Genomic DNA, 24,470 nt, shown 5'->3' with positions numbered 1-24,470 from the left:
GTCAGTTCTAACTATCGCCCAGCAACGCCAAAGTGCCTCATCATGGTCATGACGCGCGGACGTCGCGCCCCGTAGCGTCGCGGCATCACGAAATGCCGAGCAAACAAGGAGGTGCGGGGTCATGAGCCTGGCAATCGAGAACGACGGACTGCGGGCCCGGGTGAGCGGAGAGGTGATCGTGCCCGGCGACCCGGGGTACGACGAGGCCCGCGCGGTGCACAACGGCATGATCGACAGGCGGCCGGCGGTGATCGCCCGCTGTGGATCCGCCGCGGATGTCGCGGCAGCCCTTGAATTCGCGCGCGATCGCGATCTTCTAGTCGCCGTGCGCGGGGGCGGTCACAACGGCCCCGGCTTCGGCACGGTCGACGGCGGCCTGGTCATCGACCTGTCGCCGATGAACCGGGTCGACGTGGACGCGCAGCGGCGCACCGCCCGGGTGCAGGGCGGCGCGACCTGGGCTCAAGTGGACGCCGCGACGCACGCACACGGGTTGGTGGTGCCGTCCGGCATCATCTCCTCCACCGGAGTGGGCGGCCTCACCCTCGGCGGCGGCCACGGTTACCTGTCACGCAAATACGGCCTGACGATCGACAATTTAGTGGAGGCCGAGCTGGTGCTGGCCGACGGCCGCGTGGCGCGTGCGTCCGAAACCGAGCACCCCGACCTGTTCTGGGGACTGCGCGGCGGCGGCGGAAACTTCGGCGTCGTAACGTCTTTCACCTTCCGGCTGCATCCGGTGCACACCGTGATCTGCGGTCCCACCGCCTGGCCCGCGTCGGCCACCGCCGACATCCTCAGCTGGTATCGGGAGTTCATCCCGGCTCAGGACGAGAATCTCTACGGATTCTTCGCGGCCATGACCGTCCCGCCGGTGGCGCCGTTCCCCGAGGCGTTCCACCTGCAGAAGGCCTGCGCCGTGGTCTGGTGCTACACAGGCGATCCCGCCGGCGCCGAGGAGGCGTTCGCGCCCGTCCGCCAGATGCAACCCGCATTCGACGGCCTGGGCACCGCGCCTTTCCCCGCCCTGAATTCCACCTTTGATGCGCTGTATCCCAAAGGGCTGCAATGGTATTGGCGCGGCGACTTCTTCCGCAACCTCGACGACGGCGCCGTGGCGGCGCACGCCCGTTTCACCGAGGAACTGCCGACCATGCACTCCACGATGCACCTGTACCCGATCGACGGCGCCGTGCATCGGGTCGGCCAGACCGAGACGGCGTTTGCCTACCGGGACGTCAACTTCTCGCAAGTCATCGCGGGGGTGGACCCGGACCCGGCGAACGCGGAACTGTTGAGGCGCTGGGCCGTCGACTACTGGGACGCCACCCATCCGTACTCGGCCGGCGGCGCCTACGTGAACTTCATGATGGACGAGGGCCAGGAGCGCGTCCGGGCGACCTACGGCCCGAATTACCGCCGGCTCACCGAGATCAAGGCGCAGTACGATCCGGGCAACGTGTTCCGCATCAACCAGAACATCCGGCCCGCCGGGTAAACGCTTGGGGCTACGGCGTTTTGACGAAGACGTCGTTGAGGGTGACGGTGCGCAGGTTGCGGTCGCGGATGATGTCGACGAGTTGCGGGTAGACATGCGTCACCGGCAGATGGTTGAGGTGTCCGATGACGATGGACTGCGGAGTGAAGTACTGATCGGCCATCTGGACGATGTACTCCTCGGTGATCAACGTCGAATCCGACAGCGAGCCCGACCACAACGTGGGGGTCTTGTACCCGAGGTCGGCGGCCACCGCGTCCACGGCGGCGTTGCGCTTCGCGTAGGGCGGCCTCCAATACGGCTTCGCGCCAATCCCGTACGTGTTCTTGAGGAATTCGTCGTTGCGGGTGAGCTGCTCGGCGACTTTCTCTTTCGTCAGCGTCGTCAGGTCCGGGTGTGACCAGGTGTGGTTGCCGAGCTGGATCTGGCCGCTGTCGACTAGCGGCCGCAGCATTTCCTTGTTCTCGGTCCACGAGTCGTAGACCCCGTTGACGAAATAGGTCAGCCGCACGCCGGTGTCCTTAGCGAACTGCGTGTAGGCGCGCACCACGTCGCTGTTGACGCCGTCGTCGACGGTGAGCGCGAGCAGGTCGCCTTCACCCGGGATCTTCATCAGAGCGCCGCCGCCGGGCAGCGGGATGCGGGCGCTCGGCGGCGGGGGCGGCAACAGGGCCTGCGGCGCGGTGGGGCCGGAGGTCGGCACCAAATCGGTCGGTGCTTGGGCGAACGTTCGCGGCTGTGGGTCGACAATGAGCCGCGCGGCGCCCACGCCCGCAACCACTGACGCGGCGAGCGATCCGAGGAACTGACGGCGGTTCATCGCGGGCAGGCGAAGGCCTGGAGTAAACGACGGACGGGGTGATCCGGGCCGGCCCCGATGTTGGCTGCGCTGCGGCGAGCGTCGAGCCGACCCGCGTGGGGGCGGCCCGTCATGCAGAAAATCGCCAGGCATCAGCAGCGAACCGTACCACTACCAGGGCCGATATGTCGGCTGCGTTACGGGTGGGTCAGCTGTGAATTTTGGGATCAGTGTGGTTCCCCGGTGGCGTGCTGCGGTAGCCGCACCGGTTCGGTGTTGGGCGTGCCCAGCGCCGAGGCCAGCCAGGGCAGTGCCGCGGCGAACGCCTGAGCGGCGAACGGCCAGTCGTGCTTGCCGGGCTGGGTGACCACCGCGCAGGCGATGCCGTGGGCGGTACCGACGGCACACAGCGAGTTCGCTGCGGCATCCTGGCCTTCGGGGTTGGCGGCAGGATCGCTGCTGGACGCGGTGAGGGTCGGATTGGCCTCCTGTGCGACGGTGCGCGCCTCCGTCGATGACGGCACGTCGAACCATCCCGAGAGGCCGTCGTAGTGACCGTGCTTGGTCATGACGGTGACCGGGTCGAAGGCGGCCCAGGCGTCGTGATTGCCGCCGAACAGGCGGGCGACGGTCTGATCCTTGGAGCCGCCGTTGGGACTGCGGTCACCGGCGATGTCCACGAACGCGCTGAACAGCTCGGGATGCATGACGGCCAGGGTCACGGCGCAGGTCCCGCCCATCGACCACCCGGCGACGCCCCAGTTGGCCCGATCGGCGCTGACGCCGAAGTTCGACACCATGAAGGGCTCGATGTCCTTGGTCAGATGGTCGGCGGCGTTGCCGCGGGTGCCGTTGACGCACTCGGTGTCGTTGTCGAAGGAGCCGGTGGGATCGACGAACACCAGCACCGGGGAGAACCCGTGGTGTGCGGCGGCGAAGTTGTCGATGGCGGTGAAGGCGCCACCGGGGCCCAGCCAGTCGGCCGGGGTGTTGAAGGCCGAGCTGATCATCATCACGGCCGGTAGCCGGGGTGGCGGGTTGGTGTTGAACCAGGCGGGAGGCAGGTAGACCAGTTCCCTGCGGTGGGGGAAGTGGGACGCGTTGTCGTCGATGTCCACCGGCACCACCACGCCCTTGGTCGGCTTGGTCCCGGCGACCTGCATCTCGGTCACCCGCAGCCGGTCGATCTGGTCGGGCAGCGGGACCGACGTCAATTGGTTCCAGGCGGCGAGCGCGGTGGGGAAGTAGCCAACCCAGCCGTTCAGCGCCATGCCCGCGCACAGGACGCACAGCGGTATCGCAAGCACCGCCACCCCGCGCCGCCACCAGCGGATTCCCCGCCAACCCACCAGGAACACCGCCGCGGCCAGGCCGCTCATCGCGATCCAGAGCCACAGCGTCGTCGGCGCCGGGTCGCCGGCCACCCCGAGCGAGGTGATGTACCAGCGCGCCAGCAGCGTCACCGCGACGGCCGCGATCAACGCCACCGGCAGCACCCGCTTGAGCCAGCTTCGCGCGCGCCACTGGATCGCGACGAGCAGCACGAACAGCGCCAGGCCCTGCACGGCCGGCGGGAACCAGCCATGCAACAGGGACAGTTGTCCGAAGAACTGCTCCAACGGTCGTGACCTTTGCTAGATCGATCGCTGCGCGCGGGTGAGGTGAGTATCGAAGGGCCGGTCGGGGTCACCGAAGGCGGCGGCCGGACCAACTATCCCATACGATCGCGGCCCGTCAGCTGACCGTTTCTGCGTGTGGGCCGACCAGATGGGCGCGGCCCGGGCCGCTCGGCTCATGCGTCCGCGATGACGCTGGTAAACGAGCGCAGCCGCAGGCTGTTGCCGACGACGAGAAGGCTGGAGAGGGCCATCGCCGCGCCGGCGAACATCGGGTTGAGCATGCCGAGCGCGGCCAGCGGGATCGCGGCGAGGTTGTAACCGAAGGCCCACAGCAGGTTGGTCTTGATGGTGGCCAGCGTGCGCCGGGAGAGCCGGATCGCGTCGACCGCGGCACGCAGGTCACCGCGGATCACGGTGAGGTCGGCGGCCTGGATCGCAACGTCGGTGCCGGTGCCCATGGCCACGCCCAGGTCGGCGGCGGCCAGCGCCGCCGCGTCGTTGACGCCGTCACCGACCATGGCGACCACCTTGCCCTCGGTTTGCAGGCGTTGGACGGCGGCGACCTTGTCCGCGGGCATCGCCTCGGCGATCACCTGGGCGATGCCGAGTTCGTCGGCGATGCGGGCGGCGACGGTGGCGTTGTCGCCGGTCAGCAGCACCGGGGTCAGGCCGAGTTCGTTGAACCGCCGCACCGCCTCGGCGCTGGACGGTTTGACGGTGTCGGCGACCACCAGAATGCCCCGGGCCGCGCCGTCCCAGCCGACGGTGATCGCCGTCTTGCCCTCGCTCTCCGCGCGTGCTTTGGCCGCCGACAGCGTGCCGTCGAGGTGCATTCCGCGCTCGGTCAGCAGACTCTCGCGCCCGACGACGACGGCCTGGCCATCGACCGTGCCGCACACGCCCTCGCCGTTGACCGCGCTGAAGCCCGCGGCTGCGGGCAGTGCGCCGAGTTGCGCCCGGGCGCCTCGGGCGATCGCGCGCGCGACGGGATGCTCGGAGGCATCTTCGAGGGCGCCCGCCCGGCGCAACACCGTGCTGCGGTCGGCCTCGGCTCCGGCGATCACGTCGACCAGGGTCATCTTGCCGGTGGTGACGGTGCCGGTCTTGTCCAGCACGACCGTGTCGACGTTGCGGGTGGACTCCAGCACCTCGGGGCCGCTGATGAGCACGCCGAGCTGAGCCGCGCGTCCGGTGCCGACCAGCAGGGCGGTCGGCGTTGCCAGCCCCAGCGCGCACGGGCAGGCGATGATGAGCACGGCGACCGCCGCCGTCAGGGCGGTGGTGGGGGAGAAGCCCGCCGCGAGCCAGCCGGCCAGCGTCGCCACCGCCAGGGTCATGACAACGGGGACGAACACGCCCGAGACGCGGTCGGCGAGGCGCTGCACCCGGGCCTTACCGGATTGGGCCCGCTCGACGAGGCTGGCCATCTGCGCCAGCTGGGTGTCGTCACCGACGCCGGTGGCGCGGACGACGAGCCGACCGCCGGCGTTGACGGTGGCGCCGGTGACGACGTCCCCCTCGCCGACCTCGACCGGGACGGACTCGCCGGTCAGCATGGAGGCGTCCACGGCCGAGGAGCCCGCGACGACGATCCCGTCGGTGGCGATTCGCTCCCCGGGACGCACGACGAACTCGTCGCCGACCCCGAGCTGCTCGATGGGGATGCGGGTCTCGAGGCCCCCGCGCAGCACCGCGACGTCCTTGGCACCCAGGGTCAGCAGTGTCCGCAGCGCGGCGCCGGCCGTCCGCTTGGACCGCCGTTCGAAATAGCGACCGGCCAGGACGAACAGGGTCACGCCGGCGGCGACTTCGAAGTAGACGTGGCAGGGCGCGCCGTCGCGCCCGACGGTCAGCTCGAAGTCGTGCTGCATGCCCGGTTGTCCGGCCGTGCCGAGAAACAGGGCATAGAGGGACCACGAGAAGGCCGCCAGGGTGCCGATCGAGACCAGGGTGTCCATGGTGGCGACGCCGTGTTTGAGGTTGGCCCAGGCGGCCGCGTGGAAGGGCCGGCCGCACCACACGACCACCGGTGTGGTCAGCGCCAGCGAGACCCAGTGCCAGTGCGGGAATTGCAGGGCGGGCACCATGGCCATGGCGATGACGGGGCCGGCCAGCACGATCGCGGTGACCAGACGCCGGCGCAGCGAGGTCAGCTCAGCGTCGTCCGGCGTAGGTGGGGTGGCCTCGCGGACGCGCTCCGGCGGGTGTTGCGGCAGGGCGGCGGCGTAGCCGGCCTTTTCGATCTCGCCGATGAGAATCTGTGCGTCGTAACCGGCGGGGATCGTGACGGTGGCTTTCTCGGTGGCGTAGTTGACGGTCGCCGCGACGCCGTCGAGTTTGTTGAGTTTCTTCTCGATCCGGGCTGCGCAGGAGGCGCAGGTCATCCCGGTGATCGCCAGCTCGATCCGGGGCTGGGCGGTTGACGCGGTGTTACCGGGAAGGGCGCCCTCGTTGATCGGGGGCGTGCTCATGCGACCAAGACGGCCTCGTAGCCGGCCTCGTCGACCGCGCCGAGGACGGCGTCCGCGTCGATGGGCTGCGCACTCGTGACGACGAGCCTGCCGGTGGCGGAACTGACCGTCACGTCCTGGACGCCCGGGATCTGGGCCACCTCGGCCTGGACCGCTGCCTCGCAGTGGCCACAGCTCATCCCGCTCACCCGATATTCGCTGGTGGGCATGCCGCTCCTTCTCGATCCCCCGGCAGGTCTTGACCACACCATTCTGCCTGCTCGGTCGGGCGGCCTATCGCCCCTGTTGCCGCAGGTGCGATCCGGCGCCGATGTACCAGACCTGACCGGGGATCCATTCGGGGCGCGGTTCGTGCCGTCGCCGGCATGGGATCCGAACATTCCGGAGTCGCAGAACTGGACGGGATTAGGCTGCCGGGTAGCGGAAGGAGACCCCAATGACCGTCACCGTTGTCGACCGCGGGCCCCGCCAGGTGAGCCGCAGGGTTGAAGTGGCCGCACCGGCCGCGGAGCTGTATGCCATGGTCGCCGATCCGCGCCGCCACCACGAGCTGGATGGTTCCGGCACGGTACGCGACAACATCACGATGCCGGAGAAACTTCTTGAGGGATCAAAGTTTTCGACGCACATGAAGATGTTCGGCATGCCCTACCGCATCACCAGCACGATCACCGCCCTCATGCCGAACGAGGTGGTCGAGTGGCGCCACCCGTTCGGCCACCGCTGGCGGTGGGAATTCGAGTCGTTGTCACCCACGCTGACCCAGGTCACCGAGACGTTCGACTACCGTGATGCCGGTGCGCTGAAGAACAAGGTGAAGTACTACGAGCGGATGGGTTTTGCAAAAGCTAACGCGTCGGGTATCGAGGCGACGCTGAGCAAACTGCGCGACCGCTACGCGGGGTGATCAATCCGTCGCCGGATCGGCTGCATCCCAAGGCATCACGCCGGATACCCAATGGCTGAGTTCGCTGGCCTGGTCGTTGCGGTGCAGATGGCGCGGTGGCGTCGCAAAGGTGGCGTAGGGCCGGCAACGGATGACCACCCGGTCCTCGCGTTCGCACATCGCCTGGATGTGCGGGCGCGCCTCGGCGCCGAGTGGTTGGCCGGACATGCGGCCGCCGACCGCCATCATCACATCGACCGCCAGATCCCGATCGGTGTCGATGGTGGCGTCGGCGTAGACCTGCAGATACGCGAACGGCCACCGCTCGTCGAGGACGCACAGGCTCACCTTGCCGTCCCGTGCGACGATGCGAGCCTTGCCGCGGCCGGCCATGGTGGAGACGAGCAATTCATCGGCATCGGTGGGGATGTAGTACACGATCGACATGGCCGGGCCATCGTTGCGGCGACGGTAGCCGAACACGCACGTGCGATGCGTGCGCACGAATTCGCGTCGTTCGGAGGGCAGCATGTCGCGGTCGGTGGGAGCGGTGAACGGCTCGGCCGCAAGGGGGAGGAGCATGGCGAATGTTCCTTGCTGTCAAGGGGGTTGATTCACAGTGTAATGGCCGACGAACTCGCGCTCGGGCTGCGGCTCATCGCCGCCGGGCTTGAGGAACTCCAAAAGTGAACGCGATCGCCGCCTGAACCGTGGCTTGGGTGGATACCCGCGTGACAGCTCCCGAAAGGACTTCGCCCGATGCTCGACCGCACCCTGGCGCCATCTGCGGCGCCGGCACTGACCCGGTGGGGACAGCTCATCAGCCGCTACGGTCTGGTCGTTGTCCTGGCCTGGATCGGGTTCGGCAAGTACGTGAAGATGGAAGCCCGCGTGCTCATCCAACACAGCCCCCTGATGAGCTGGGTCTACGACGTCTTCAGCGTCACGTTCGTCGCGCGTGCGCTCGGGACGATGGAAATCGTTGCCGCGCTTCTCATCGCGCTGCGGCCGGTATGGCCGCGGGTCTCGGCGGCGGGCAGCGCGCTGGCGGTGGTGCTGTTCTTGGGGACGCTGAGCTTTCTCGTTAACACCCCCGGGGTCGTTGCCTCGTATACCCACGGCTTTCCGGTGCTCTCGGCGCTGCCCGGCCAGTTTCTGCTCAAGGACCTGGTATTGCTGGGGGTCGCGGTGTGGACGCTGGGCGACTCGCTGGACGAAGGTCGCGGAAGAGGATGACCCGGACAGCGAGATGTGATCAAGCGGTTGATTACATCACCTGCCGGGATTAGGCTCACTGGCATGCGTCGGCCGAATCGGTCGGACGCTTTGTAGGAACTGGTGATTGCGGCCAAGGCGGTGCGCGGTGATGAATGGGGATGGTGCCCCACCACGAGACGGTGATCGCCTCCCAAGCCCGTGCAGTCAGGGGGTCTAGCTATGATCAACGGCACGTTCGATCAGTCCCGGTACCGCTGGAAAGAGGTGACGGGACGTCCGGGCTCGAGGTTCAAAATTCACCACGACTACACGATCCTCGGTTACGACCGTGACGCCGCATCCCTCGACATGGTGGTCCGGTGGCAGGGCGATGGTGGCCATTGCCCCATCCACCGCCACGCCGCGACCACCAGCGTCATCGTCCTCGATGGCGAGCAACACCTTTGGGACGTCGAAGAAGACGGGTCGGTCGACAACCACCGGTTCCGCCGCGCCGGCGATTACGCACTGACCGGCAATGACCAAAAGCCACATCTCGAGCGAGGCGGGGCGGCCGGCGGCCTGGTCTACTTCGGCGCGCGGCCGGACTCGCCGACGGGTCTGCTGTACGAGATCTACGACGCCGACATGAACGTCGTCGCCCAGATCACGATCGACTCTCTCGTCGCCGATTTCGAAGCCGACCCGGTACCCGCGTGAAGTGGACGCGTTCCCACCGCGAACGCGTCTTCGCGTGGGGCGAAATCCAGTGGAACATCATCGACACCATCGCCCTCGCGCTTCCACGCGCCCACCGCTGACCGCAAGTGGCACTGCGAATCGATCCCCAGGTCGCTGCCGCATTGGCCGCGCTGGCGGCCGCGGATCCCACCGAACCGCCCCCGGTCGGCGACATCTCGGCCCGAAGGGCCAAGGCACGCCGAGTGTTTGACCAAGCGGCCGGCTTTCTGCCGTCCGTAGAAGGTGTCGACGTGCGGCGCTTCGCGATGCGCACCGACGACGGCGCAACAGTGACGCTGAGCTGGTATTGGCTCGCCGGGGCGCAACAACCGGGTAGCGCGGGGCTGTATCTGCACGGCGGCGGGATGATTCTCGGGCTCGACGAGCTCGGCCTGTTGTATGACACCGCGGTGCGTCATTACGTCGCCGCTTCAAGAGTGCCGATGCTGGTCGTCGACTACCGCATCGCGCCCGAACATCCCCATCCGGTGCCAGTCGAGGACTGCTACGCGGCGCTGCTGTGGCTGGCCGGTCACAGCGCCGAACTCCGGATCGACCCGACACGGCTCGCGGTTATGGGTGACAGCGCCGGCGGTAGCCTCGCGGCGGCGGTGTGCCTCCTGGCCCGCGACCGCGCCGGGCCGCCGATCGCCCTGCAACTGCTGGCATATCCGATGCTCGATGATCGAAGCCCCATGCCCGATTCGGAGTTGGCACAGCTGTTGACGTGGACCCACAACGACAACCGGACCGGTTGGGCAGCCTTGCTCGGGGAGACCGTCGGCGGTGTTGGCGTCGCGCCGTACGCCGCCCCGGCCCGGGCCATCGACCTGGCCGGGTTACCGCCGGCCTACCTGGACGTCGGGGACCTCGACATCTTCCGCGACGAAGACATTGCCTACGCGAGCCGGCTGATGGCCGCCGGAGTACCGACCGAATTGCACGTGCACCCGGGCTGTCCGCACGCATTCGAATGGCTGGCGCCGCGCGCGGACGTTTCACAGCGGGTCATCGCCGACCGGATCCGCCGGTTGCGATCGCTGTAGCGCTGCGCTCCGCGCCGGTGATCTAGGTGTGCTTAATCAGGAGTCCCGCCGGTGTCGAGCAGGCGCTTGACGACCTTGCCGGTGGGATTGCGGGGCAACGCCTCGACGAAGTAGACGTCGCGCGGTACTTTGAACCGCGCAAGCCGTTGCCGCACAATCTCTTTGACGTCATGCTCAGTGAGCGTCGCGCCGGGCCTCAGCACGATGAAGCTGCGCAGCCGCTGCCCGTACTCGTCGTCGGCCACCGCGACGACCGCTGCCTCGCAGATGGCGGGATGGGCGGCCAGCGCGTCCTCGACCTCCCCGGGAAAGACATTCTCTCCGCCGGAGACGATCATGTCGTCCTCGCGACCGTCGATGAACAGCCTGCCGTCGGCATCGAAATGGCCGATATCTCCGGTGGCCAGCAGGCCGTCGATGGATTCCTTGCCACCCCCGCCGGTGTAGCCGTCGAACGTGATGTCGTTGCCGACGAAAATCCGGCCCGGTGACCCGACCGGCACGGGTCGATTGCGGTCGTCGTAGAGCTTGACGGCCGTGCCGGGCACCACCCGGCCGACACAGCCGGGCTCGACCGCCAGATCCACCGGTGTGGCGAGCGTGGCGTAGGCAACCTCGGTGGACCCGTACATGTTGTAGACGACCGGGCCGAAGGCGTCCATGGCCTCTCGGCACAGCGCGGTGCCAAGCTGCGAGCCCGCGACGAACACGATCCGCAGCGCCGAGAGATCCCTGCCCGAGAATGTCTGCGGCCCAAGGTCGATCAGCCGGCGCAGCATGATGGGCACCGCGATCATCGCCGTCGCACGACGTTCGGCGAGGCTCCGCAGGATATGCCCCGCCTCGAAGCGGCGGCGCACGATCAGTGTCGAACCCATCAGCAGGCTGAGCATCAGATGACCGAACCCCAGGGCATGAAACAGCGGAACGCAGCACTCGGTGACTTCACCCGCCCGAAAGGGCGCCTTGCTCAACAGGCCGCCCGCCGGCAGCAGTGATCGCGGCTCGGTGCGCGGGGCTCCCTTCGGGGTCCCGGTGGTGCCGCTCGTCAAGATGACCAGGCGGGCTCTGGTTGCCGGGGATGGCGGTGGCGACGGATCACCGCGCTCGATGAGGCCGTCGAGGCTCTCCGCCGTGGGCGCGTCATTCCACGCGGTGATACATCCCAGCCGCAAGTCGATCCCGGCGACCGCATCGAGGTATTCGGCGTCGTGCACCAGCAGGTCGGCGCCCTCCCGCGCCAACACGTCGCGGAGCTGGCCGGCGCCGAAGTCGGTGTTGAGGAACACGATTCGCGCGCCGCTTTTGGCGGCGGCGAACAGCGCGTCGACGAAGCCACGGTGATTGCGCGTCAGGATGGCTACGCCGTCACCCCCGCGCAGCCCCCGGCCGCGCCACGCATTGGCCAGTGCGTCGGAGCGGGTATCCAGCTGGGCGAAGCTCAGCGCGCCGCGTTCATCGATCAGTGCGGTCCGATCACCGAAACGCAGGGCCGCGACGCGGACCGCCCCACCGGTCGGGCCGTAGGCGCGCATGGCCCGGGACAGTTCGGGCAGTCGGCGCAGCGGCATAGGCCGCAGCGCCCCGGCACGGCCGACCTGATACAGCGCCCAGGTCTCCTCCCGAACGCGTGACAAGACGCCGGCCAGGCGGGCCACCCGGGTGACTCGAAGCGCCGGCGTGGGCGTCACTGCGCCGGGGTGTGCGCGGCTGCGTCGCCGGTGTAGTCGACCTGCCAGTGCTTGATGCCGTTGAGCCATCCCGAGCGCAGCCGCTCCGGCGGGGAAAGCGGTCGCAGGTTGGGCATCTGGTCGGCGATCGCATTGAAGATGAGATCGATCGTCATCCGCGCCAGGTTTGCGCCGATGCAGTAGTGTGCACCGGTGCCGCCAAATCCCAACTGCGGGTTGGGACTTCGAAAGACATTGAATGTGTGGGGGTCTTCGAACACCTCGTCGTCGAAATTGGCCGAGCGGTAGAACAGCACCACCCGCTGGCCCTTCCTTATCGGCACGCCCGAAAGCTCGGTGTCCTCTAGCGCGGTGCGCTGAAACGCGGTGATCGGAGTGGCCCAGCGTACGATCTCGTCAGCCGCTGTCGCGGGACGCAGCCGCTTGTATACGTCCCACTGGTCGGGAAAGTCGTTGAACGCCATCATGCCCTGGGTGATGGAGTGACGCGTGGTCTCATTTCCCGCCACGGCCAGCGTGAGCACGAAGAAGCCAAATTCCGCCTCCGACAGCTTCTCTCCGTCAATGTCTGCGTTCACCAGCGTGGTGACAATGTCGTCACCAGGGCTCTTCGCCTTGATGTCGGCCATCTCCATGGCGTAGGTCAGCACCTGGACCGACGACGCCTGGCCGTCGCTGTCGGCGTATTCGGGGTCTTCGCTGCCGGTCATTTCGTCTGCCCAGCGGAAGAGCTTCGTGCGGTCCTCCAACGGCACACCGAGCAGCCCGGCGATCGCCTGTAACGGCAGGTCATGGGCCACCTGCTCGACGAAGTCCCCGGACCCTTGGGCCGCAGCGGCTTTGACGATGGCCCGTGCGCGCTCGTTGAGTTCGTCGCGCAGCCGTCCGACGGCCCGCGGGGTGAAGCCGCGGGAGATGATCTTGCGCAACCGGGTGTGATGGGGGGCATCGATGTTGAGAATCGACGCGCGCGCGGCGTCGATGTTTTCCCGCTCCACGTCGTCCGGGTACCGCGGAAGCGCGGTGTTCGCGTAGGTGGAGAAGACGTCGCTGCGCAGGGACACCTCTCTGACGTCTTTGTGCTTGGTCACCACCCAGAAGCCGCCGTCGTTGAAACCGCCCTTGCCGATCGGTTGTTCGTTCCACCAAATGGGTGCCGTTCGTCGCAGTTCCGCCAGTTCATTGACGGGCAGGCGTTGTGCGTAGATGTCGGGATCGGTGAAATCAAACCCGGTGGGTATGTTCGGGGCGACCATCTCGGGATTCCTTCGTGTGGCGACGGCGGGGTCGATCGATACCTGATGTCAACGGCGCTGTGCGGCTCGGCGTTTGGTGTTGGGCCCGAACAACGTTCCGCGGATCAGTTGTTTGGCCGCGCTGAGCGTGACGTGGTAGGCCTGTGGCGTCAGGTTGGCCGCCTGTTCGGTCAAGCCGCGGGTCAGCGCGTAGAGCGCATCGATGGTTCCGGCGGCATCGATGTCGGCAGCCAACGCCCCTTGCGCCCGGGCGTCTTCGATGATGTCGGCGATGATGCCCCGCAAGGGTTTGAATCCGGTGCGGTTGGGGTCTCCGCTGCGCAGGTAGGCGGCGCTTTCGGCGCGGATCGCGCGCTCGAACGCGGCCAGGTAGGGGTATTCGCGCATCAACCGGTCGGATTCGTCGAGCACCGCCTCGAGGCGGTCGACGACGTTGCCGTCACGGCCGCCGGCCGCGCGTAATCGCGGAAACACAAGTTGCTCGATTTCTTTGACCGTGGCCTTGAGCAGTTCCGCCTTGTTGGGGAAGTAGTGATACAGGCTGCCGCTGGTCATGCCTGCGGCACGGGCGATTTCACGGATGCTCGCCTGTGAGTACCCAACCTCGGCCACGCAGCGCATGGTCGCGGTGATGATCCGCCGACGCGTTTCCTCGCCGTTGGCACCGACCGGGCGGCCGAGCTGTGATGCCGCGGTCACGATCCGGGCCCTCCGGGGGGCGACTGCGGCGCGAAGTCACCGTAGACACGCGATTCGGATGCCTGATTCTGCTCGACGTACATGCCTGCACTTCCTGCTTGCCGCGGCCGGAGCTATTAAATCGATCAGTTGATTATATCACGCCGGCTTTCAGGCGGGCGTGTCCCGCCGGGCTGCACTCACCGCAGGCGCCTCGACCGCGGGCAACACTTTCTCGGTTAGCAGATGCAGGCTTGCCCAACCTTCTTCGAGCGGCAGCCCGCCGATCAGCGGGTTGATCACGATTTCCCTTCTGCCACCGGCGATCTGGCTGAGCAGCTCCTCCGGGGTGAGTATCTCCACGATGTTGCGGCTGCGCACCTCTTCGACGGAGCGCGCCGCCATGTCGTGGGGACGGGTGACGCCGGGGCGTTTCCACCGGCTGTATTCCACCGCTTCGTTCATGATGCAGTGTCCGTAGGTGCTCCAAGCGGTGTCCGGGTCCGAGCTCAACAACGTCACGGTGCTGCCGTTTTCCGGGCGATAGACGAAACCGCGGCGGCCGTGTTTCTCGAGCTCCCGGACGTACACCGCTTCCACGTCGGGCATGGCCATCGGCGGCGCGAACGGCAGGCCGAACCTCGCCGCGCGCCGCGCCGCTGCAGCGCTCATGCCACCGACGAAAAAGAACGGCCGAGGACGGGTGTGTGGCTTGGGCGTGACGTTGATGATTCGCCCGTTGTAGTCGAACGGGTCGTCGCCCCACGCGTCGAGAAGCACCTCGATGCAGCGATCCATCAAGGCACCGCGCTGCGTCCAGTCTTTGCCCACGGCCGCGTATTCTTCGGCCCGATATCCCATGCCCGCAACGAAACTGAACCTTCCGTTGGAAACGTTGTCCAGCACCGCGATGTCTTCGGCAAGCCGCACCGGGTCGTAGAGAGTGATCAGTAGGGCGTTGATGCTGATGCGGACACGAGTGGTGCGCGCCGCCAGGGCGGCGGCCATGATCAACGGCGAGGGTAACCACCCGGTTGCCGCCAGATGGTGCTCCTCACAGCTGACGCCGGTGAAGCCGTGCTGATCGGCGTACGCGGCCATATCCAGGGCGGCCTGGTAGCGATCTACGTGCCTTCGCGCGGGATCGGCGACGTTGGTCATGTTGAAACGCAATGCGGTCATCAAACCCATGGATCACCCTTCCGATGGTCATACAACGGCGTTACCTCGTTGGCGGTAGCCCTGCGCCCGCGGGGTATCGGCAGCCGGCCGGTGACTACGCCGCGCGAAGGGCGCAACGCCAATCACATGACAGCGCAGGGTTACCCGCGTTCCGACATGTTAAGCGATCAATTGTTTAATTAGCACCACGCAATGGGCGCGATGCAGAACCTCCGCGGCATTAATATTGGCTGCAGCCGCGCAGCGCTCCGCCTGGTCGCCCGTACGGGTCGCCGATCGCTGCGGGCGACCGATGGAGGAGCGGCGGCTTGCCAGATTTGGCTGGGGATATGACAACGACGACAAATCAGCTGGGCCGTCCTGTCGGTGCGAGCGGCGAGCAGACGCGTCAGCGCATCATCGTCGCGGCGATGCGGTGTGTGGCCGAAAAGGGTTATTCACGGGCAACCATCCGCGAAATCGCTCGCACGGCCGGCGTCACCAGTGCCAGCCTTTACAACTACTTCCCGAACAAGACCGAACTGATCAACGCGGCCATCGCGGCGAGAACCGAGATTGCGTTGCCCCGGTTGCGCCGAGCCGCCGAACAGCCGGGCGACGCGGTCGACCGCATAGAGGCCGTACTGGACGAGTCGGGTCGGCTGATGCGCGAATACCCTGACCTGGCGGCGTTCGAGTGGGCGATCCGTGCCCAGGGCACCGTCGACCATTCGGCGGGCGAGGGTGGAGACGTCGAACTGCACGCGCTTCGCGAAATCATCGAGGGCGTGATCCATGACGCGCATCGCACCCGGCGGCCGGGCGATCGCGCGCAGGCACGGTCCACCGTCGAGGTCATCTATGCGCTCCTCTACGGCCTGACCGAACTGGGCGCAACGGCCTCGCCCAGGGCGTATCAGCGAGCGCTTTCGGCGGCGAAGCCGCTGATCAGGGGCGCAGTGTTCGCGGCGGGCGGCGGGACGTCAGCGCGCCGGTCGGCGGGGGTTGCCAAGCGCCCACCCCGGCGTTGAGCCAAGCGGATCACCGGTGAGCAAGAGGTCGGCTCATTGATACGATCAATTGATTGATTATATGCTGGCGGTGCATGCCTCGGCGGGTACATCCGCTCGGCGACTCGGCTTTCCCCAACAAGCCGGCAGAAGGGGTCGTAGATGGTGACGACGGCGGACGGTCGGCCATTTGACGAACAGGCGCTACGACGCAAGTACGACCAGGAGCGGGAGCGACGGCTACGGCCCGACGGCATCCAACAGTACGTAGAAGTGGGGGGCCGGTTCGCATCCTTCGGCGAGGATCCATGGGCCGACCCGCACCGCTCCCGCGACCCGCTCAACGACACGGTCGACGTCGCGGTTATAGGAGCCGGCTTCGGCGGCCTGCTCACAGGTGCACGGCTGCGCGAAGAAGGCGTCGACAGTGTGCGACTGATCGACAAGGCGGCAGACGTGGGTGGCACCTGGTACTGGAATCGCTACCCGGGAATCGCCTGTGACGTCGAATCGTATGTGTACATGCCGCTGCTGGAGGAACTAGGCTACATCCCCACCGAAAAGTACGCCAAGGGTGCGGAGATCTTCGCGCACTGCCGGCGCATCGCCGAGCACTACGACCTGTACCGCGATGCGTGTCTGCAGACCGAGGTGCGGGAGATCCGTTGGGAGCCAAAGGATTCCCTCTGGATCATCGCCACAGATCGCGGCGACGCGATGCGAGCCCGATTCATCTCAATGGCCAACGGCTACTTGAACAAACCCAAGCTTCCCGGCATAGCCGGAATCGCGTCGTTTCGCGGTCACATGTTTCACACCAGTCGGTGGGACTACGCGTACACCGGCAAAGATCTCGAACATCTGGGCAACAAACGGGTCGGCATCATCGGCACCGGCGCTACGGCGATCCAATGTGTTCCGCACCTAGCCCGAAAGAGTCAGCAGCTCTATGTGTTTCAGCGCACGCCTTCGTCGGTGAACGTGCGCGCGAATCGGCCTACCGACCCGCAGTGGGTGGAGACGCTCTCGCCGGGCTGGCAGCGGCGCCGTATCGAGAACTTCCAGATTCTCACCGCCGGAGGGCAAGCCGAAGAAGACCTGGTCGCCGACGCATGGACCAGCATCACCCGGAAGCTGCCGGTGATGCGCCACGGCGACACCGCCGACACGTCGGACCCACTGCAACGGGTCCGCGACGTGGAATTGGCCGACTTCGCGCAGATGGAAGAGATCCGTGCCCGCGTGGACGCCCTGGTGGCTGACCGGGCGACCGCAGAGGCGCTCAAGCCGTGGTACGGCTACTTCTGCAAACGGCCGTGCTTCCACGACGAATACCTACAAACCTTCAACCGCGACAACGTCACCCTCGTCGACACCAACGGGCGCGGAGTCGAGCGCATCACCGACACCGGCGTAGTCGTCGACGGCATCGAACACCAGCTCGATTGTTTGATCTTCGCCACGGGGTTCGAGGTCGGAACCGACTACAGTCGTCGCACCGGCTTCGAAGTGGTCGGCCGGGACGGCGTGACGCTGACCGACGCATGGAATGACGGGGTTCGGACCTTTCAGGGTTTGTGCGTTCACGGTTTCCCGAACTGTTTCATCGAAAGCATCGCGCAATCCGGACTTACAGTGAACTTCCCCTACCTCCTTGAGGTGCAGGCCCGCCACGTCGCCTGGATCATCGCGCGTGCCCTCGAGCGAGGCATCACCGAGATCGAGGCGGCCGCGGACGCCGAGGCCGCCTGGGTCGACACGGTGCTGGCCCGCTCCGCACTCACCGCCGAGCGGGCCAAGACCTGCACTCCCGGCTATTACAACCGGGAGGGGCAGGCCGACGCCAAAACCCGGCAGGGCAGCTTCTTCTTCGGAACCCCGACCGAATACGCCGACATCCTCGCGGACTGGCGTGCCAGCGGGGCGCTGGAGGGACTGGAACTGCGAAACCAGCAGGTCGCACCATGACGAGCCGTGCCGCCGCTCGTCTGTATTCCCTCGGTCGGCTCGCAGCGGCGACACGGCGGCGGCGCGGACCGAAGGTCGCGATCATCGGCGCCGGTTTCGGCGGGATCGCCGCGGCGGTGGCGTTGCGCCGCAGAGGCATTGACGACCTGGTGATAATCGAGGGCGGCGACGGCGTCGGCGGAACCTGGCGGCGCAACATCTATCCCGGCGCCGCATGCGACGTGCAGAGCCACCTGTACTCGTTCTCGTTCGCGTTGAACCGTAACTGGACCCGTACCTACGCTCGCCAGCCCGAGATTCTGGCCTACCTGGAATCGGTGGTCGATGACTTCGATTTGCGCCGGCACCTGAACCTGCGCACCTACGTACGGCGGGCGCAATGGAACGAGGACAGCTGCGAGTGGGAATTGCAGCTGCAGCAAGCGAACAGCGATACCGTCACCACGTTGTGGGCCGATGTCGTAGTGAGCGCCGTCGGGTTGTTCGGCCCTCCTCGGCTGCCTGACATCGACGGCCTCGGCAGCTACCGCGGCCACGTGATGCACACGTCCGCGTGGGAGCCCGGCGTGGACTTGGCGGGCAAGAAGGTTGCGGTGATCGGTACCGGTGCCAGCGCGGTGCAGGTGGTGCCGGAGCTGGCCCGAATCGCGTCGCGTGTCACTGTTTTCCAGCGCACGCCCCCATGGATGGTGCCCAAGGACGATCGTCCGTTCACCGCCCGGGAGCTGGCAAGGTTCCGCCGTCATCCGTGGGCGGCCCACAGGGAACGCTGGCGAATCTGGAAGCAATTCCACGACTTCGCCGGAAATGCGGTCGAGGACCCACAGGTGGCGAGTCGCTCACAGGTGGCGACGTCCTTTCTCCAGCGCACGGTCGGCGATGAGTGGCTTCGCCGGGTCCTGACGCCCGACTACGCTTTCCGCTGCAAGCGGGTACTACTCGGCTCCGACTACTACCGTGCGCTGCAGCAGGACCACGTCGATCTGGTGACCGAACCGATCGCCCGGGTGGCCGAGACGTCCATCGCTACGGTCAGCGGCGAATCGGTGCAGGCCGACGCCATCGTGTGTGCCACCGGGTTCCAGACCAGCCGCTACCTCGCCGGCATCGAGGTGATCGGACGGGACGGCGAAAGTCTGCACGAGCGGTGGGGTGCAGATCCCAGCGCCTACCTTGGTGTGGCGATGAGTGGATTCCCCAACTTCTTCATGTTGTACGGCCCCAACACCAACCAGGGCGGCAACTCGATCGTCTACATCCTGGAGGCGGGCGCCAGGCTTGTCGCGAGCGCGGCCGGCCGGCTGGCGCGCGGCGGCGGCTACCTCGAGGTGCGGCCTGAGGCCGAGCGGCGATACAACGAGCAACTGAGTGCCGACCTGGAGCGCAGCGTGTGGACCCAGTGCGACAGCTACTTCCGCTCGCCGACCGGCCGCATTGTGACCCAGTGGCCCTACACGGAGCTGGAGTACGCCCGGCGGACCTGGCGGCTGCGACGGCGAGACTGGTTGCACCGCAGGTTCCGTGCAGGTGCCGACCTGCCCGATGGCAAAGTCGGCGTCGGCGCCGCGGAATAGCCGAGTCCGCAAGCGGCCCTTCATCGCTACGCTCAAGGAGCCCCGCACGCCGAGCTGTACTACCTCGTCTAGCTGCCGGCGGCCACCCTGGCTCGTTCGGTCATCGAGGCGACCACACCACCGTCGTTGAGAATGTCTGTGCCGGTGAGATATCCGGCCTTCTCGCTGGCGCAGAACGCGAGCAGCTCGGCCATCTCTTCCGGCTTGCCCCACCGCGGGACCGCGGCGTTGGTGACCATCGCGCCGGCCCCGGCCTGCTCCTCGAGCCGGCCCATCTCGGTGTCGATCGATCCCGGCGACACCGAGACGATGCGCACGCCACCGGTGTTGAAGCGCTCCGCCTGAGACTGGCTGTACCACTTCACGAAGCTCTTGCTCACAGCGTAGGCGAGCCCGGACCGCGCTTCCTCGGGCACGATGTTGCAGGTCGTCAGCATGGCCTCCAAAAAGGCATCGGCGTCCGTCAGCGCCAGCGGAAACTGATCCACCGGAACCATTTCCGCGGGCAGCAGGTGCGCGGCCATCGACGCCACGTTGACGATCACCGCGCCCTCGGCGGCGACCGCGAAAAACGCCTCGTTGACGTTGAGCGTGCCGAGCGCGTTGGTCCGCATGACGTAGTCGGCCGGGCCCATGCTCGGGCTCACCCCCGCGGTGTGGATCACCGAGGCGAGCGTCCCGAGACCGTTGGCGGTGTCGAGCAGGTCCGCGACCGCTCGCCGGTCGGTGACGTCACAGTCGACGGCCGTGACGGTCATCCCAAGCTCTTCCAGGTGTGCGGCCGCGGCCTTCAAACGGTCTTGCCTGACGTCGCAGAGGACTAAGGCATGGTCGCGGCCGACGAGTTTGGCCGTGGCCACACCCATGCCACCGGCGCCGCCCGTGATCACCGACACTCGATTCATACCTGGACGGTATACGCAGCGCGATTTCGGATCCGGCCGCGGGGCGGTCATCGGCGCCGGCCTACGCGGGGCGGCTGACACCTTCCGCGCCGTCGTGGTGCGGGTGACCGCTGTGCCGGAGGGCCGTGCCGAAGAACGGCGCCCTGATGGTGGCCGCGATGTGACGGCGGTTGAGGATCAGCCCGACGACGGCCACCGCGGTGTAGGCCCCGCAAAGCAGTAGCCGCCCCTGTGTCGAGTAGATCGGGAACTGGACGACGAAGAGTCCGAGCAGTGTGCATGCGGTGGCCCGGTGGAACCGCAACGCCAGGATGAGCGCCACCCCCATCATCGTCTGGGTCGCGGTGAGCAGCACCTCTTCCACCTGGCGGGAGTCGAGGTACAGGGAGAACCCGCCGCCGCCCAGCAGGTGGGCGATCGGGAGTGACCCGATCAGCAGGGTCCATTGGTTGACCTTGGAGGAGATCAGCGTGGCGATGGCCACCGTGCCCTTGCCGCGGGTGGCGAAGATCGTCGCGATGATGAACTCCGGTGCTTCGGAGGCCAGCGGGGCCAGCCACTGCACCAACAGGAAGCGGTTGATGCCCAGTTCGGTGCCGGCGGCCACCAGGTTGTCGGCAAAGGGCTTGGCGCACAGCAGGATGACCCCGCCCGATACCAGGAAGAGGGCGACCACGGCGATGCGCCGCCGGCGGTCGGGCAGTTCTCCCAGAGCGGCCGCGGTGCCTATCAGGTCGGGCTCTTCGACGTCGCCATGGCTGATCTTGTAGAGGTAGAACCCGAACCAGGCCAGCAACGCCAGCCCCAGCCCGAGATGGATCTGGCCGCTCGCCGGGATCAGGAACGCGATCACACCGGCGACCAACAGGAATCCGAGTTCGACGCGGTTTGCTGGCTCCAGCGTCAAACCGGTGGACTTCTGCGCACCGGACTTGCGCGCGACCAGAATGCTCACCAGCACCACAACCGGCCAACCCAGACCCATCAACAGCCGGTTGGACCCGGTCATGTTGGCGGCGGCGTACTGCGTGTAATCCGCGTTGTGGCCGGATACGTAGGCGTAGTAGAGGTCGACGGCGTATTCGGGCAGCACGGCTATCAAGGCGAGCAGCGCCGTCGCCAGCCCGCCGGAGACGTCGATCTGGGCGGCCTCGGCGGCCCACGCCAGCAAGAAACTGGCCGCGACCACCGCCGCCCCGAAGATCAGCAGGGCCAGCACCGCGCCGGTATGCAGGCCGGCGATGCGGACGACCACGGCCGGGGCGACGAATGCGCCGGTGATCAGTCCAGAACGGGTGAGGGTGCGGCGCCGCCAGCGTGCCGTCGTCGAGACGGTGGCTGCGGGCCTGTCTATGGCGAGCATCGTCATCCTTCGCAGGCGGTGGCGATCGGGTGGCTACGTCGGCTCGGTTGCCGTGGCGAATCGGATACCCAAACTACCCCGGGCCTACGCGGTCAGCAACGCAGCGGGTTCGCGAAGGCAACAGCACGGCGGCACCTATATTTGCTGTCCAGGGGCTCCTTAAGGCCAAAGTTAGGCTGCCCTGATTTAGAACTTTGGCAAACCTCGCCGCTAACTGTACGACGCACAGCGAACGCCCGCGGTTCCCGCCGGTCTCCCGTTAAGCGTCCGGGCCCATGGCCGCCGCGGCGGCTTGGGCGAACAGCTCGACGGCCTGGTTGCGGCTCAGCGACGCCAGCAGTTGCGCGGCGGCACGCATGGTGTCGCCCACCATCAGGGTCGGGCCGTTGCCCAGGTTGTCGAACGCCTCGGCGATGACGTCGGACACGGCCGCCGCGTCCGATGGCACCTCGTCGGGGGAGCCCAGCTGGCCGCGGCTGTATTCGAGTTCGCGCAATGCCGGTGTGTTGGTCTTGCCCAGGATGAGGCCCAGGACGTCGACGCCCTTGTCGTGCAGTTCGGCCCACAGCGCCTCTGCGAAGACCATGTCGAACGCCTTGGAGGCGCCGTAGGCCACCATGTTCGGGCCGCCGGCCAGCCCGGCGCCGGAACCGAAGATGACGATGCCGCCGCTGCCTCGTTGCACCATTGCGGGCGCGAAATGGTGACACAACTGCATGGGCACCATGCAGTTGCGCTGCACCATCGCCTCGGCGGCCTCGATCGAATTGGCGAGGAACGGTTCGAAATTCGGGTCGGCACCCGCGCAGTACACGAGCATTCCGATCTCCAGGTCCTCGGTCACCGCGGCGATCGTCGCGGCCGCACCCGGCCGCGCGAGATCGATTGCGATAGTGCGGGTTTGCGCCGAAGTATTGGCCTCGATCTCGGCGGCGACGCGGTCGAGAACGGCTTGGCGGCGGGCCAGCAGTACCACGTCGACGCCGCGCTCGGCGAGGCCTTCGGCGAACGCCGCGCCCACGCCGTCGGAAGCTCCGGCCACCAGCGCCCACGGTCCGTATTTCGTCGCGAATGTCATCTATGCGTTCCCCACCGTCGTGATGCGCACCTGGGTGTAGCGCCGGCGGGCGATGCGCCACCCCGCCGGTGTGCGCACGATGTCGTCGTCGTAGAAGCCGATCGCGTTGACGCCAGAGTTGTTGTCGCCGGCCATGATCAGGCCGTCGATGTAGGTGCGCGCCGTGGCGTTGTCACCGTCGAGGGCGATGGCCTGGTTGGTCAGGCGGTGCAGCGTGTGCCCCGCCAGGGCGTGTACCTGCTCCATGAAGTCGGCGACGGCGTCGACGCCGTGCCACGTACCGATCTCGCCGTAGTCGAGTTCGCAGTCGTCGGTGAACACGGTGCGAAACAGCGGCCAGTCGCGCCGGTCGATCCCCGTCGCATACCGCACCAGCAGCTCGCAGATGTCTTGGCGGTCATCGCGTTCGCTCACGGAATGTCTCCATTCGGACGGACGACGACCCGGGGCGGACCGTCGGACCTGCGGGCCTGATCGAGGGCGTCGGGCACCTCGTCGAGGCCGATGATCTTGCCGACGCTCGGCAGCGGGTCCAACCGGCCCGCCACGATGGCGTCGAGTGTGCCGTACCAGTCCTGCGGGTGCGGGCCACCACCGAACTGAATGGTCACGCCCTGGCGGGTGGCGGTGGTGATGTCGAGGGTGTCGCCGGTGTACCAGCCGCCCGCACAGTAGATGCGGGTGCCCATTTCGGCGGATTCGACCAGCTTCTGAATCAAGCCGGATGCCCCGACGCATTCGAATATGACTGCGGGGCCTGGCAATCCGCGTTGCGCACGAACCTGGTTGAACGCGTCGAAGGGGGACGTTTCGGCCGCGTCGACCAAGACGTGCGCGCCGAAGCGGTCACGGGCGAGTTGGCGCCGGTCGGATTTGTAGTCGGTGACGACGATGGGTTCGATGCCGCGACGGGCCAGGGCCGCGACCGCCGAGAGCCCGATCGCTCCCGCGCCGATGACGATGGGGATCTCGCCTTGTTGCAATTGCGCCGACCGCACGTAGAACTCGCCGACGGCGAACGCGTCGGTCAATGCCACGGCGTCGCTGGACACCTCATTGGGAACGGATTTGGCGGCCACCTCCGAAACCACCAGCAGCTCAGCGAAACTGCCCTGCGCCTCGGGATGCTGACCGATGATCCGCATTCCGCCCGCACCGCCGTCGACCAGGCGCACCGGCATGGCCGTCACGCGCGTACCGAGGGCGAACTGGTCGGTGCAACCGGACCCGTGCCCGATGACCTCGCCCGCGAATTCGTGGCCGAGCACGATGTCGCGCTCGGTGTCGTACAGCGAGCGACCGGTCGGATCGTCGACGGCAAGTTCGGGATGATCCATGAAGTGCACGTCGGATGCGCAGATCGCGGTGCTCAACGTGCGCAGCAGCAACTCGCCCGGCCCGGGCTCGGGGTCCGGCGTCTCGCGGACCTGCAACCGCCCGTCCCGTAACACGACAGCCCGCAATGCGTTAACCTTCTCGAATAGTCGATATATGATCTCGAATGGTCGTACAACTCTAAAAACGCCGTC

General features: G+C 67.1%; 22 protein-coding genes. 8 read left to right on the top strand and 14 right to left on the bottom strand.

The features are described from left to right. Nucleotides 1-121 precede the first annotated feature (121 nt). Nucleotides 122-1,498 (top strand): FAD-binding oxidoreductase, encoded by a 1,377-nt coding sequence (locus A5688_RS26060; RefSeq protein WP_067913685.1) that lies wholly within the window; start codon nt 122-124, stop codon nt 1,496-1,498. A gap of 10 nt (nt 1,499-1,508) precedes the next feature. Here A5688_RS26060 and A5688_RS26055 read toward each other — a convergent pair whose 3' ends face one another. The 4 genes from A5688_RS26055 to A5688_RS26040 all read right to left on the bottom strand — a co-directional run bounded on the left by A5688_RS26055 (nt 1,509) and on the right by A5688_RS26040 (nt 6,596). Beyond that, a complete protein-coding gene (locus A5688_RS26055) occupies nt 1,509-2,318 on the bottom strand; it encodes a polysaccharide deacetylase family protein (protein WP_067913688.1) in 810 nt (269 codons plus the stop codon). A 206-nt stretch (nt 2,319-2,524) separates the two neighbouring features. After that, on the bottom strand, nt 2,525-3,916 hold the full coding sequence (locus A5688_RS26050) for an alpha/beta hydrolase (RefSeq protein ID WP_068268318.1): 1,392 nt from the start codon (nt 3,914-3,916) through the stop codon (nt 2,525-2,527). 173 nt (nt 3,917-4,089) lie between these two features. Beyond that, on the bottom strand, nt 4,090-6,387 hold the full coding sequence (locus tag A5688_RS26045; protein WP_068268316.1) for a heavy metal translocating P-type ATPase: 2,298 nt from the start codon (nt 6,385-6,387) through the stop codon (nt 4,090-4,092). After that, entirely contained in the window at nt 6,384-6,596 is a 213-nt protein-coding gene (locus tag A5688_RS26040; protein ID WP_067909461.1) for a heavy-metal-associated domain-containing protein, read from the bottom strand. The genes A5688_RS26045 and A5688_RS26040 overlap by 4 nt, the downstream gene beginning before the upstream one ends. Nucleotides 6,597-6,823: 227 nt before the next feature. Here A5688_RS26040 and A5688_RS26035 point away from each other — a divergent pair, with 227 nt between their 5' ends. Beyond that, the gene (locus tag A5688_RS26035) at nt 6,824-7,294 is read left to right on the top strand and encodes an SRPBCC family protein (RefSeq protein WP_067839504.1); all 471 of its coding nucleotides are present in this window, start codon (nt 6,824-6,826) and stop codon (nt 7,292-7,294) included. On the opposite strand, the gene A5688_RS26030 is transcribed toward A5688_RS26035, so the two are convergent. Then, nucleotides 7,295-7,855: a pyridoxamine 5'-phosphate oxidase family protein gene (locus A5688_RS26030; RefSeq protein ID WP_067909464.1), complete on the bottom strand. Its 561-nt coding sequence runs from the start codon at nt 7,853-7,855 to the stop codon at nt 7,295-7,297. It abuts the gene before it with no gap. Nucleotides 7,856-8,032: 177 nt separating this feature from the next. Here A5688_RS26030 and A5688_RS26025 point away from each other — a divergent pair, with 177 nt between their 5' ends. From A5688_RS26025 to A5688_RS26015, 3 genes are all read left to right on the top strand, one after another. After that, nucleotides 8,033-8,509 carry a DUF417 family protein gene (locus tag A5688_RS26025; protein ID WP_067909467.1) on the top strand — a complete coding sequence of 159 codons (477 nt, stop codon included), beginning with the start codon at nt 8,033-8,035 and terminating at the stop codon, nt 8,507-8,509. Between the two features lie 201 nt (nt 8,510-8,710). Further along, nucleotides 8,711-9,190 carry a hypothetical protein gene (locus A5688_RS26020; protein ID WP_067909470.1) on the top strand — a complete coding sequence of 160 codons (480 nt, stop codon included), beginning with the start codon at nt 8,711-8,713 and terminating at the stop codon, nt 9,188-9,190. Nucleotides 9,191-9,297: 107 nt separating this feature from the next. Further along, nucleotides 9,298-10,257 carry an alpha/beta hydrolase gene (locus tag A5688_RS26015; protein WP_067909473.1) on the top strand — a complete coding sequence of 320 codons (960 nt, stop codon included), beginning with the start codon at nt 9,298-9,300 and terminating at the stop codon, nt 10,255-10,257. A gap of 32 nt (nt 10,258-10,289) precedes the next feature. Here A5688_RS26015 and A5688_RS26010 read toward each other — a convergent pair whose 3' ends face one another. The 4 genes from A5688_RS26010 to A5688_RS25995 form a co-directional block, all read right to left on the bottom strand. Next, on the bottom strand, nt 10,290-11,948 hold the full coding sequence (locus A5688_RS26010) for an AMP-binding protein (protein WP_067909476.1): 1,659 nt from the start codon (nt 11,946-11,948) through the stop codon (nt 10,290-10,292). Beyond that, nucleotides 11,945-13,204 (bottom strand): cytochrome P450, encoded by a 1,260-nt coding sequence (locus A5688_RS26005; RefSeq protein WP_067909479.1) that lies wholly within the window; start codon nt 13,202-13,204, stop codon nt 11,945-11,947. Before A5688_RS26005 ends, A5688_RS26010 begins: the two co-directional genes overlap by 4 nt. A 48-nt stretch (nt 13,205-13,252) precedes the next feature. Beyond that, nucleotides 13,253-13,903 (bottom strand): TetR/AcrR family transcriptional regulator, encoded by a 651-nt coding sequence (locus tag A5688_RS26000; protein ID WP_068268313.1) that lies wholly within the window; start codon nt 13,901-13,903, stop codon nt 13,253-13,255. A 150-nt stretch (nt 13,904-14,053) separates the two neighbouring features. Next, nucleotides 14,054-15,073, bottom strand: a complete 1,020-nt coding sequence (locus A5688_RS25995; RefSeq protein WP_067910728.1) for an LLM class flavin-dependent oxidoreductase — start codon at nt 15,071-15,073, stop codon at nt 14,054-14,056. Between the two features lie 320 nt (nt 15,074-15,393). Here A5688_RS25995 and A5688_RS25990 point away from each other — a divergent pair, with 320 nt between their 5' ends. The 3 genes from A5688_RS25990 (at nt 15,394) to A5688_RS25980 (ending at nt 19,595) form a co-directional block, all read left to right on the top strand. Continuing rightward, entirely contained in the window at nt 15,394-16,074 is a 681-nt protein-coding gene (locus A5688_RS25990; protein WP_068268311.1) for a TetR/AcrR family transcriptional regulator, read from the top strand. 141 nt (nt 16,075-16,215) lie between these two features. Continuing rightward, nucleotides 16,216-18,021, top strand: coding sequence for a flavin-containing monooxygenase (locus A5688_RS25985; RefSeq protein WP_067909136.1), 1,806 nt, complete (start codon nt 16,216-16,218; stop codon nt 18,019-18,021). Then, nucleotides 18,018-19,595: a flavin-containing monooxygenase gene (locus tag A5688_RS25980; protein ID WP_067909133.1), complete on the top strand. Its 1,578-nt coding sequence runs from the start codon at nt 18,018-18,020 to the stop codon at nt 19,593-19,595. The genes A5688_RS25985 and A5688_RS25980 overlap by 4 nt, the downstream gene beginning before the upstream one ends. Nucleotides 19,596-19,663: 68 nt before the next feature. Here the strand turns inward: A5688_RS25980 and A5688_RS25975 are convergent, their stop codons facing one another. From A5688_RS25975 to A5688_RS25955, 5 genes are all read right to left on the bottom strand, one after another. After that, nucleotides 19,664-20,500, bottom strand: a complete 837-nt coding sequence (locus A5688_RS25975; RefSeq protein WP_082955034.1) for an SDR family oxidoreductase — start codon at nt 20,498-20,500, stop codon at nt 19,664-19,666. A gap of 61 nt (nt 20,501-20,561) precedes the next feature. Next, nucleotides 20,562-21,869 carry a sodium/calcium exchanger protein gene (locus A5688_RS25970; protein ID WP_082955033.1) on the bottom strand — a complete coding sequence of 436 codons (1,308 nt, stop codon included), beginning with the start codon at nt 21,867-21,869 and terminating at the stop codon, nt 20,562-20,564. A 253-nt stretch (nt 21,870-22,122) separates the two neighbouring features. Then, complete coding sequence (locus tag A5688_RS25965) at nt 22,123-22,941, bottom strand: SDR family NAD(P)-dependent oxidoreductase (RefSeq protein WP_067909130.1); 819 nt, start codon at nt 22,939-22,941, stop codon at nt 22,123-22,125. Further along, entirely contained in the window at nt 22,942-23,355 is a 414-nt protein-coding gene (locus A5688_RS25960; RefSeq protein ID WP_068268309.1) for a nuclear transport factor 2 family protein, read from the bottom strand. After that, a complete protein-coding gene (locus A5688_RS25955) occupies nt 23,352-24,404 on the bottom strand; it encodes a zinc-binding dehydrogenase (RefSeq protein ID WP_067832428.1) in 1,053 nt (350 codons plus the stop codon). Before A5688_RS25955 ends, A5688_RS25960 begins: the two co-directional genes overlap by 4 nt. Nucleotides 24,405-24,470 lie beyond the last annotated feature (66 nt).

The organism is Mycobacterium mantenii (assembly GCF_001667865.1).
GTDB classification, from domain to species: Bacteria; Actinomycetota; Actinomycetes; order Mycobacteriales; family Mycobacteriaceae; genus Mycobacterium; species Mycobacterium mantenii_A.
The sequence above is the reverse complement of the archived record's forward strand: the minus strand, read 5'-3'. Positions and strand labels throughout refer to the sequence as shown.